This window comes from Stenotrophomonas maltophilia, from assembly GCF_003970865.1.
GTDB lineage: Bacteria > Pseudomonadota > Gammaproteobacteria > Xanthomonadales > Xanthomonadaceae > Stenotrophomonas > Stenotrophomonas maltophilia_AR.
In genome coordinates this window covers 130,132-138,781 of sequence record NZ_RXLZ01000002.1, presented here as the reverse complement: position 1 = coordinate 138,781, position 8,650 = coordinate 130,132, and the positions used below count along the sequence as shown (strand labels likewise).

The following is an 8,650-nucleotide window of genomic DNA, read 5'->3' as shown; positions in this document are numbered from 1 at the left end:
TATATTTTTTTTTTTTTCAAACAAGAGAGGGTATAAAGAATAGAGGTCCTGCTCGTGGGGTCGGAGATGGTGAAACGAGAACGGGGGGGAGGAGGCGTTCATTGCCGGGGAGAGCGTTGCGTCCTGCGCACCTTCAGCAGCGGCAGAAGCAGGGGCGGTGGGCGTGGCCCACCAGGCCAGCACGAGCAGGGTCGAAACAGCGACGGCCGCGGGTGCGGTGAGGTTGCGACGGATCCGGACGTTCATGGCTTCCCCCTGTCTCAGGTGACTGGTGTTGTATGCAACTATAACACCGGCACGCCTACGTGCAACCCCTTGCCCTCCCCAACTGATGGCAGGGGTGGTCAGATTGCTGAAATATCCCTTTATTCGATTGATTTCAAAGGGAAATAAAACTGCCGCAGGGATCTTCCCGGGGCCGCCATCCATTCAGTGATGTCCATGCTATGGCATCACTGCGCCTTCGATGGCGCCCGGGCGGCACATTCGCCACGCCGCGCAAAGCCCGCGGTGGGCCCGTGCCATCAGGGGCTCCGGAGCCCGGTGCTATAGTTCGGCCGATTCCCGGCCAGCACTGGCCGGGCCTTGTGAATGGCTACCGCGGACCGCCTCTGATGCCCCTGCCGACCGTTTCCCCGTGCCGCCTGCGCGGCCTGTCCCTGCTGGCCCTGATGGTGGCCGGCGCCGCCGGTTCCGCCAGTTCGCTGGCGGCCGACCTGCTCGATCTGGAATACCGGCCGTTGGCCAGCAAACAGCAGGTGAATCTGCAGCAGCGCTATCACGGGCAGGTGCTGCTGGTGGTCAACACCGCCAGCAAGTGTGGCTACACGCCGCAGTACGAAGGGCTGGAGGCGCTGCAGAAGCGTTATGCAGGCCGCGGTTTTGCGGTGCTGGGCTTCCCTTCCAATGACTTCAAGGGCCAGGAACCGGGAGACGAGAAGCAGATCCAGGACTTCTGCACCCTGACCTACGGCGTCAAGTTCCCGATGTTCGAGAAGGTGCATGTGGTCGGTACGCAGGCCACGCCGCTGTACCAGCGGCTGACCGCAGCGACCGGCGTTGCGCCGGCCTGGAACTTCCACAAGTACCTCGTGGGCCGCGATGGCAAGGTCATCGCCCAGTTCGCCAGCAAGGTGACGCCGGACGATCCGCAGCTGACCGCAGCCATCGACAAGGCGCTGGCGGCAGCCGCCACGCATTGATATCCGGCACGCATGCCTCGACATCGACGGCATGCGTGCGACAATGCTTCTTTTCGCGCCGACGTCGGCGCCCAGACACTTCCAGGAATGCAGCGAATGAAGATGGGAATGCGCGGCGCCGCGGCGTCGGTTCTGATTCTGGCGATGGGCACTTCGGGTGTCGCTCTGTCGCAACAACCGGCTGCCCCCGCAGCCGCCAAGGAGACCGCAACCTTGAATTCCCCCAAGCAGAAGCTCGGCTACGCCATCGGCCTTGATGTCGCCAAGTCGTTCACCCCGATCGCCGAAGAGATCGATGTGGCCGCCCTGCGCACCGCCGTCGAGCGTTCGTTCGAGGGCCTGCAGCCGCAGATCACCCAGGAACAGGCCAAGGCCACCGATGCCGCGCTGCGCCAGGTCGTGATGGCCCGCAGCGGCCAGCAGGTGCCGGGCGTGGCACCGGGTTCGCAGCCGCCGAAGGTCGACCGCGTCAAGGTGTCGCAGATGATCGGCTCCTACTCGGTGGGCCCGTCGCTGGCGCAGCTGAAGGACGATATCGATGTCGCCTCGCTGTTTGACGCAATCAGCACCGGCCTGACCAAGGGCCAGCCGAAGATGACGGAAGCTGACGCGACCGCCACCATCCAGGCCTTCATGGGCACCAAGCAGGCTGAAATGCAGGCCAAGGCCGCTCAGGCTGCGCAGACCAACCGCACGGAAGGCAACGCGTTCCTGGCCAAGAACAAGACCCAGCCGGGCGTGGTGACCACCTCGTCGGGGCTGCAGTACCAGGTGATCCGCCCGGGTAGCGGCGAGCGCCCGCTGCCGAGCAGCAAGGTGCGCGTGAACTACGAAGGCAAGCTGCTCAACGGCACCGTGTTCGACAGTTCCTATGGCCGCCAGCCGGCCGAGTTCGGTCTGGACCAGGTGATCAAGGGCTGGACCGAAGGCGTCGCGCTGATGCCGGTCGGTTCGAAGTACCGCTTCTGGATCCCGGGCGAACTCGCCTACGGTGAGAACGGCACCCCGGGCGGCCCGATCGGCCCGAACGCAACTCTGACGTTCGACGTCGAGCTGCTGGGCGTTCTGCCGTAAGTCATTCAGGAGCGAATACGGATATGCGCGTTGCGATTTTTGGTACCGGCTACGTTGGACTGGTGACCGGTACCTGCCTGGCCGATGTTGGTCATCAGGTGGTCTGTGTCGATATCGACCAGGCCAAGGTGGATGGCCTCAACCAGGGCATCATCCCGATCTATGAACCCGGCCTGGAGCCGATGGTGAAGGCCAACCATGCCGCAGCGCGGCTGGCGTTCACCACGGATGCCGCGGCCGCCATCGATCATGGCCAGGTGGTGTTCATCGCCGTTGGTACGCCGCCGGACGAGGATGGCAGTGCCGATCTTCAATACGTGCTTGCCGTAGCCCGAACCATTGGTCGGCACATGAGTGTGCCGACCGTGGTGGTCAACAAGTCGACGGTGCCGGTCGGCACCGCTGACAAGGTGCGTGCGGCCATTGCCGAAGAGCTGGCCGCGCGTGGCGCGGATATCGCCTTCGACGTGGTTTCCAACCCGGAATTCCTGAAGGAAGGCGATGCGGTTGCGGACTGCATGCGCCCGGACCGCATCATCATCGGTGCGGCGAACGAAGAGTCGGTGGCGGTGATGCGTCGCCTGTACGCGCCGTTCAACCGCAACCACGACCGCGTGGTGGAAATGGACGTGCGTTCGGCCGAACTGACCAAGTACGCCGCCAATGCGATGCTGGCAACCAAGATTTCGTTCATGAATGAAATCGCCAACATCGCAGAACGCGTCGGTGCCGATGTCGAGCAGGTCCGCCAGGGCATCGGCTCGGACCCGCGCATCGGCTGGCACTTCATCTACCCGGGCGCCGGCTACGGTGGCTCGTGCTTCCCGAAGGACGTGCAGGCACTGGCCCGTACCGCCCAGCAGTATGGCCTGGAGCCGAAGCTGCTCAATGCCGTTGAAGCGGTCAACGATGCACAGAAGGGCCATCTGTTCGCTCTCATCCAGCGTCATTACGACAAGGGCGAGGACGAAGGCGTGCGCGGAAAGACCTTCGCCGTATGGGGCCTGGCCTTCAAGCCGAACACCGACGACATGCGTGAGGCCTCCAGCCGTCGCCTGCTGGCCCAGCTCTGGGAAGGCGGTGCCACGGTGCGTGCCTACGACCCGGAAGCGATGCATGAATCGCAGCGCATCTTCGGTGAGCGCGACGACCTCACGTTCTGCAGCACGGCAGGCGAAGCGCTGCAGGGTGCCGACGCGCTGGTGGTGGTCACCGAGTGGAAGCAGTTCCGCAGCCCCGACTTCCAGAAGCTGCGCGAGCAGTTGAAGGACGCAGTGGTGTTCGACGGTCGCAACCTGTATGAGCCGAGCGACGTGGAAGCCGCTGGTCTTGCGTACTACGGCATTGGCCGGGGGCGCTCGCTGCATGTCTGATCTGCCCACCGAACGCGAGCAGGCGCTGGAAGCGCGCCTGGTCGAGCTGGAAATGCGCGTGTCCTTCCAGGAACAGGCGCTGGCCGAGCTGAGCGATGCGCTGGCTGATGCCCGCATGCAGGGCATGCGCAACGCCGATGTGCTGCGCGTGCTGCTGGAAGACCTGGGCAAGGTCCGCAACGCACTGAATTCTTCCGATCCGGCGAGCGAACCGCCGCCGCCGCACTACTGATCCGAATCCTATGAGCGATACCCTCCGCGACCAGCTGATGGGCCTGGGCTTCAAGCCCGCGCCCAAGCCCGAGCGCAAGAATGATGGCCCCCGCCGTGATGGCCGCCCGCAGGGCAAGGGTGGCAACGGCAATGGAAAGCCGCAGGGCGCAGGCAAGGGCGAGCACAAGCCCGGTGAGCGTCGCGGGCATGGCCATGGTGGTGCGGGCAAGCCCGGCGGGCATGCGCGTGGTGGCCAGGGGCAGCAGGGCCCGCGCAAGCCGCGCAGCGCCGAAGAGATGGACCTGGCCAAGGCCTATGCCATCCGTGCGCAGCGGGAGAAGGAAGAGCGCATCGAGACCGAGCGCCTGAAGCAGGAAGAAGCACGCGTACGCCGCGAGGCGAAGGCCAAGCTGGAAGAACTGCTGAAGGACAAGAGCCTCAATGCCGAGGCAGCGGACATCGCCCGCCACTTCCCGTATGGCGGCAAGATCAAGCGCATCTACGTGACCGCCGAACAGCTGACCGCGCTCAATGCCGGTGAGCTGGGCGTGGTCCAGCTCAATGGCCGCTACCTGCTGGTGACCGCCGATGTGCTGGCGCAGTCCGAAGCGGTGTTCGCCGCCTCGGTGGCGCTGAAGGTCGATCCAAATGCGCCGGCCGAGGAAGATCCGTACGCGGACCCGCAGTACCAGGTGCCGGACGACCTGGTCTGGTAAAGGGAACTGTTGGTTGGTGAGAGCGCCGGGCTATGCCCGGCGTTTTCATTGCGCGTTGCGGCTGCCACTATACCGTGCGCGGATCAGTGGCAGGCTCAGTGCGAAGATGTATTGCAAGGGACAGGCTCCAGTACGGGGTGAACGCACCGAGCGCCGCGTAATAGAACAGGTAGAAGCTGGAGAGGCAGGCAACGGGGACAGCCATCGCGCAATGATGAAGCGAAAAGGGGACGGAGGGGATTAAGTCGTTTGTGCCCAAAACGACTTAATCCCCTCCGTCCCCTTTCTGTGTCATTCGGGATCGTAGTCGAGGTTGGAGGCCAGCCAGCGCTCGGCCTGGGCGCGGTCCACGCCTTTGCGGCGGGCGTAGTCGCTGACCTGTTCGCGGCTGAGGCGGCCGACCACGAAGTACTGGCTCTGCGGGTGGCTGAAGTAGTAGCCCGAGACGGCGGCCGTAGGCAGCATCGCGAAGCTCTCGGTCAGTTCCATGCCGGCATTCGCTTCGGCCTGCAGCAGGTCGAACAGGCGGCGCTTCTCGCTGTGCTCGGGGCAGGCCGGGTACCCGGGGGCCGGTCGGATGCCGCGGTACTGCTCGTCGATCAGGGCTTCGTTGTCCAGCGTCTCGGTGCGCTCATGGCCCCAGAAGTCGGTACGCACGCGCTGGTGCAGGCGCTCGGCCAGCGCTTCGGCGAAGCGGTCGGCCAGTGCCTTCAGCAGGATCGCGTTGTAGTCGTCATGGTCGGCTTCGAAGCGCGCCACATGCGCGTCGATGCCGATACCGGCAGTGACGGCGAAGGCGCCGATCCAGTCCTGCTTGCCGCTGTCGGCCGGCGCGATGAAATCGGCCAGGCAGAAGTCCGGGCGCTCGGCCGGCTTGTCCACCTGCTGGCGCAGGAAGTGCAGGGTGGTCTCGCCCTGCGGGTGCTGCACGCGCACGTCGTCGCCGACGCTGTTGGCCGGCCACAGGCCGAACACGGCCTTGGCGGTCAGCCACTTTTCGCCGACGATGCGCTCGAGCATCGCGCGGGCATCCTTGTACAGATCGCTGGCCTGGGGGCCGACGATCTCATCGGTGAGGATGGCCGGGAACTTGCCGGCCAGCTCCCAGGCCTGGAAGAACGGCGTCCAGTCGATGTAGTCGACCAGTTCGGCCAGCGGGTAGTCGTCGAATACGTGCAGGCCGGGCTGGTTCGGAGCCGGCGGCGTGTAGCTGTCCCATCCCCCCTGGAATTTCTGCCCGCGTGCATGTTCCAGCGTGACCAGGCGCTTGGCATCGCCACGATTTCGGTGGCGGGCACGGATCTCGGCATAGTCGGCCTCGTTGGCGGCAACGAAGGCCTCGCGCAGGTCGCGCGAGATCAGCGACTGGGCCACGCCGACCGCGCGCGAGGCATCCTTCACCCACACCGTGGGCGCCTTGTAATGCGGGTCGATCTTCAGCGCGGTATGCGCACGCGACGTAGTGGCGCCACCGATCAGCAGCGGCAGCTCGAAGCCCTGGCGCTGCATCTCGCGGGCGACGTGGCTCATCTCCTCCAGCGACGGAGTGATCAGTCCGGACAGGCCGATCAGGTCGGCGTTGTGTTCGCGGGCGGCATCGAGGATCTTCTGCGCCGGCACCATCACGCCAAGGTCGACCACTTCGAAATTGTTGCAGGCCAGGACCACGCCGACGATGTTCTTGCCGATGTCATGCACATCGCCCTTCACCGTGGCCATGATGATCTTGCCGTTGCTCTTGGCGGTGTCGCCACTGCGCGCCTTTTCCGCTTCGATGTACGGCAGCAGGTAGGCCACCGCCTTCTTCATCACGCGCGCGGATTTCACCACCTGCGGCAGGAACATCTTGCCGGCGCCGAACAGGTCGCCGACCACGTTCATGCCATCCATCAACGGGCCTTCGATCACGTCCAGCGGGCGGCTGGAGGCCTGTCGGGCCAGTTCGGTGTCTTCTTCCACGAAGGCATCCATGCCGTGTACCAGCGCATGTGCCAGGCGCTGTGCCACCGGCTTTTCGCGCCAGGCCAGGTCTTCGGTCTTCGCCGCGCCCTTCTTGCCCTTGTAGCGCTCGGCGATTTCCAGCAGGCGCTCGGTGGCATCACTGCGGCGGTTGAGGATCACATCCTCCACGCGCTCACGCAGCTCCGGTTCCAGTTCGTCGTAGATCGGCATCGCGCCGGCGTTGACGATACCCATGTCCATGCCGGCGGCGATGGCGTGGTACAGGAACACCGAGTGGATGGCCTGGCGAACCGTTTCGTTGCCACGGAACGAGAACGAGACGTTGGAGACGCCGCCGGAGACATGGCAGTGCGGCAGGGTCTGCTTGATGGTGCGGGTGGCTTCGATGAAGTCGACCGCATAGTTGTCGTGTTCTTCGATACCGGTGGCGACGGCAAAGATATTCGGGTCGAAGATGATGTCCTGCGGCGGGAAGCCGATCTCGTCGACGAGGATGCGGTAGGCGCGGGTGCAGATCTCGACCTTGCGCGCGCAGGTATCGGCCTGCCCGCTTTCGTCGAAGGCCATCACCACCGCAGCGGCACCATAGCGCAGGACCTTGCGTGCGTGTTCGCGGAACAGCGCCTCGCCTTCCTTCAGCGAGATCGAGTTGACCACGCTCTTGCCCTGCAGGCACTTCAGGCCGGCCTCGATCACGCTCCACCTGGAGGAGTCGACCATCACCGGGATGCGGGCGATATCCGGTTCGGACATGATCAGGTTGAGATAGCGGGTCATCGCCGCCTCCGAATCGATCAGGCCCTCGTCCATGTTGACGTCGAGGATCTGCGCGCCGCTGGCCACCTGCTGATGGGCCACGTCCACCGCTTCTTCGTAGCGGCCTTCCTTGATGAGCTTGCGGAACTGCGCACTGCCGGTGACGTTGGTGCGTTCGCCGACGTTGATGAACAGCAGGTCCGGGGTGATGACCAGCGGCTCCAGGCCGGACAGGCGGGTGTAGGGCGAGGTGCTCATGCGGCCTGCTGCTCCTGGGCGGCGGGCAGGGCGCGCGGCGGCAGCCCGGCCACCGCCTGGGCGATGGCGCGGATGTGCTCGGGGGTGGAGCCGCAGCAGCCGCCGACCAGGTTCAACAGGCCATCCTCGGCGAAGCCGCGCAGGGTGACGGCCATCTCTTCGGGGGTCTCGTCGTACTCGCCAAAGGCATTGGGCAGGCCCGCGTTGGGGTGGGCGCTGACGTAACAGCCGGCGACCTGTGCAAGGGTTTCCACATGCGGGCGCATCGCTTCCGCCCCCAGCGCGCAGTTCAGCCCGATCGACAGCGGCCGCGCATGCGCCAGCGAGGCGTGGAACGCTTCGGCGGTCTGCCCGGACAGGGTGCGCCCCGAGGCATCGGTGATGGTGCCGGAGATCATCACCGGCAGGCGTGCGCCACGCGCGTCGAACGCTTCTTCCAGCGCATACAGCGCGGCCTTGGCATTGAGCGTATCGAAGATGGTCTCGACCATGAGGGTGTCGGCGCCGCCGTCGATCAGGCCTTCGATGGCTTCGCGATACGTGTCGCGCAGTTCGTCGAAGCTGGTGTTGCGGAAGCCTGGATCGTTGACATCGGGGCTGATCGAGGCGGTGCGGCTGGTGGGACCGATCACCCCGATCACGAAGCGCGGTTTGCCCGGCGTGGTTGCGGCCACCGCATCGCAGCAGGCGCGTGCAACGGCTGCGCCAGCCTTGTTCAGCTCGTACACCAGGTGCTCGAGGTGGTAGTCGGCCTGGCTGACCGAGGTGGCGTTGAAGGTGTTGGTCTCGACCAGATCCGCGCCCGCTTCCAGGTAGGCGGTATGGATGTCGGCGACGATCTGCGGCCGGGTCAGCAGCAGCAGATCATTGTTGCCCTTCAGGTCATGGCCCTCCGGCGTGCCGTGGTCGCAGCCGGGGCCATGGCTGTGATCGTAGCCACCGGCGAAGCGTTCGCCACGGTAATCGTCTTCCTGCAGGCCATGGCGCTGGATCATCGTACCCATCGCGCCGTCGATGATCAGGATCCGCTCGCGCAGGGCGTCGAGCAGGGCGTTGGCACGATCAGGATGCAACCAGGGCATGGCAGGCATGGCGG

Annotated in this window: 8 protein-coding genes and 1 pseudogene; 5 read left to right on the top strand and 4 right to left on the bottom strand. The window is 65.2% G+C overall.

Features of this window, described 5'->3' with window-relative positions:
* Positions 1-246: hypothetical protein (locus EKL94_RS22510; RefSeq protein WP_126927672.1), on the bottom strand; the 246-nt coding region annotated here is incomplete at its 3' end.
* 368 nt (positions 247-614) lie between these two features.
* Here EKL94_RS22510 and EKL94_RS01310 point away from each other — a divergent pair.
* The 5 genes from EKL94_RS01310 to EKL94_RS01290 all read left to right on the top strand — a co-directional run bounded on the left by EKL94_RS01310 (position 615) and on the right by EKL94_RS01290 (position 4,578).
* Complete coding sequence (locus tag EKL94_RS01310) at positions 615-1,202, top strand: glutathione peroxidase (protein WP_126927671.1); 588 nt, start codon at positions 615-617, stop codon at positions 1,200-1,202.
* A 96-nt stretch (positions 1,203-1,298) separates the two neighbouring features.
* On the top strand, positions 1,299-2,276 hold the full coding sequence (locus EKL94_RS01305; protein ID WP_126927670.1) for an FKBP-type peptidyl-prolyl cis-trans isomerase: 978 nt from the start codon (positions 1,299-1,301) through the stop codon (positions 2,274-2,276).
* A 23-nt stretch (positions 2,277-2,299) separates the two neighbouring features.
* Positions 2,300-3,649, top strand: coding sequence for a UDP-glucose dehydrogenase family protein (locus tag EKL94_RS01300; protein WP_126927669.1), 1,350 nt, complete (start codon positions 2,300-2,302; stop codon positions 3,647-3,649).
* Positions 3,642-3,881 carry a SlyX family protein gene (locus EKL94_RS01295; protein WP_019660397.1) on the top strand — a complete coding sequence of 80 codons (240 nt, stop codon included), beginning with the start codon at positions 3,642-3,644 and terminating at the stop codon, positions 3,879-3,881. The genes EKL94_RS01300 and EKL94_RS01295 overlap by 8 nt, the downstream gene beginning before the upstream one ends.
* 10 nt (positions 3,882-3,891) lie before the next feature.
* Positions 3,892-4,578, top strand: coding sequence for a DUF2058 domain-containing protein (locus EKL94_RS01290; protein ID WP_126927668.1), 687 nt, complete (start codon positions 3,892-3,894; stop codon positions 4,576-4,578).
* Positions 4,579-4,693: 115 nt separating this feature from the next.
* On the opposite strand, the pseudogene EKL94_RS22795 reads toward EKL94_RS01290, so the two are convergent.
* From EKL94_RS22795 to EKL94_RS01280, 3 genes and pseudogenes are all read right to left on the bottom strand, one after another.
* Positions 4,694-4,783: pseudogene (locus tag EKL94_RS22795) on the bottom strand (hypothetical protein); the annotation flags it as partial.
* 86 nt (positions 4,784-4,869) lie between these two features.
* Complete coding sequence (gene metH / locus EKL94_RS01285; RefSeq protein WP_126927667.1) at positions 4,870-7,554, bottom strand: methionine synthase; 2,685 nt, start codon at positions 7,552-7,554, stop codon at positions 4,870-4,872.
* Positions 7,551-8,645 (bottom strand): homocysteine S-methyltransferase family protein, encoded by a 1,095-nt coding sequence (locus EKL94_RS01280; protein ID WP_126927666.1) that lies wholly within the window; start codon positions 8,643-8,645, stop codon positions 7,551-7,553. Before EKL94_RS01280 ends, metH begins: the two co-directional genes overlap by 4 nt.
* Positions 8,646-8,650: the final 5 nt, after the last annotated feature.